We start from the raw sequence: 1209 nt of genomic DNA on the forward strand, positions 1-1209 counted from the left end.
CCGCAACAAACCCTCAAACTGCCGCAGCCGCAGACCCGTGAACGTCTCCACCCACACCCGATCAGCCCTCAACACACCGGCCATACCAAGGAAATTCCCAGATCACAGCCTTCTGCAACACGCTTTAAAGCGTGTTCCGCAACCGGGTGAGCGGGCATCTTGCCTGTATGGCTGGGGTGTTGCGGGCCGAGCGGGTATGGGTGGAGACGTTCACCGGCCTGCGGTCGGTGCAGTTCGAGCGGCTGTTGCGGGTGGTGCGGGAGCGGGGTGGTGACGGCCCGCGGGTCGGTCGGCCGTGGGCTCTGGCGCTGGCTGAGCGGGTGCTGCTGGTGGCGGTGTACTACCGCACCAACCTCACGATGCGGCAGGTCGCCGTGTTGTTCGGCGTCTCGACCGCCAGGGTGTGCCGGGTCATCCACCGGCTGGGCCCGCTGCCCGCGCTCGAGCCCGTCCGGCACCCGGAGGGTACCAACGAGCGGTTGTGGATCGTGGACGGGACGCTGATCCCGGTCCGCGATCGGCAGGTCGGCGTCTCGAGCCGGAACTGCCGGTTCTCCGCGAACGTGCAGGTCATCGTCGACGCGGGTACCCGCCTAGTGGTGGCCACCGCCCGGCCGGTGCCCGGTACCACGGCCGATGCCCACGCGTGGCGGGCCTCCGGCCTGGCTGCGTCGTGCGAGGGCGTGACGGTGCTCGGCGACGGTGCCTACATCAACACCGGACTGATCGTGCCGCACCGCAAACGACCCCGCCGGCCACTGATGAAGGGCGAGGAAGAGGACAACGCCGAACACCGCCGACTCCGTGCCCGCGTCGAGCACGTCATCGGCTGGATGAAGAACTACAAGATCCTCCGCGACTGCCGACAACACGGCGACGGCCTCCACCACGCGGTCCAGGCCGTCGCCCACATGCACAACCTCGCCCTCGTCGCATGACCGCCCATCGCCGACAACCGACGCCAGCCTGCCCGCACACCGGGTTGCGGAATACGCTTTAGGCACTGTGTGCGGCAGTTGGCTACTTCCGTCGCTTTTCGCGTGCGGAGGCGTCGGGCGTGGACAGAGGCAGTTTTGCGCCAGGGCTAGGCCGTTTCTTTCGGATCAGCGTGCTGATCAGAGGAAGATGCCCGCGAGGTGGAGTCCGGGGAGGTAGGTGGTTGTGGTCTTCTCGTAGCGGGTGGCGATGCCGCGCTATTGCTTGAGGTGG

The 1209-nt window shown here is 67.4% G+C and carries 1 protein-coding gene and 1 pseudogene; one reads left to right on the forward strand and one right to left on the reverse strand.

Annotation, left to right across the window (positions count from 1 at the left end):
* Positions 1-84, reverse strand: a pseudogene (locus LUZ64_RS38060) (IS5/IS1182 family transposase); the annotation flags it as partial.
* 83 nt (positions 85-167) lie between these two features.
* On the opposite strand from LUZ64_RS38060, the gene LUZ64_RS36655 reads away from it, so the two are divergent.
* Positions 168-938, forward strand: coding sequence for a transposase family protein (locus tag LUZ64_RS36655; protein ID WP_095578886.1), 771 nt, complete (start codon positions 168-170; stop codon positions 936-938).
* The last annotated feature ends 271 nt before the right edge of the window (positions 939-1209 follow it).

Source organism: Streptomyces albireticuli (assembly GCF_021228125.1).
GTDB lineage: Bacteria > Actinomycetota > Actinomycetes > Streptomycetales > Streptomycetaceae > Streptomyces > Streptomyces albireticuli.

Coding starts and splice junctions, on each gene's coding strand:
- LUZ64_RS36655 (WP_095578886.1), top strand. CDS start 168: ATGGCTGGGGTGTTGCGGGCCGAGCGGGTATGGGTGGAGACGTTCACC.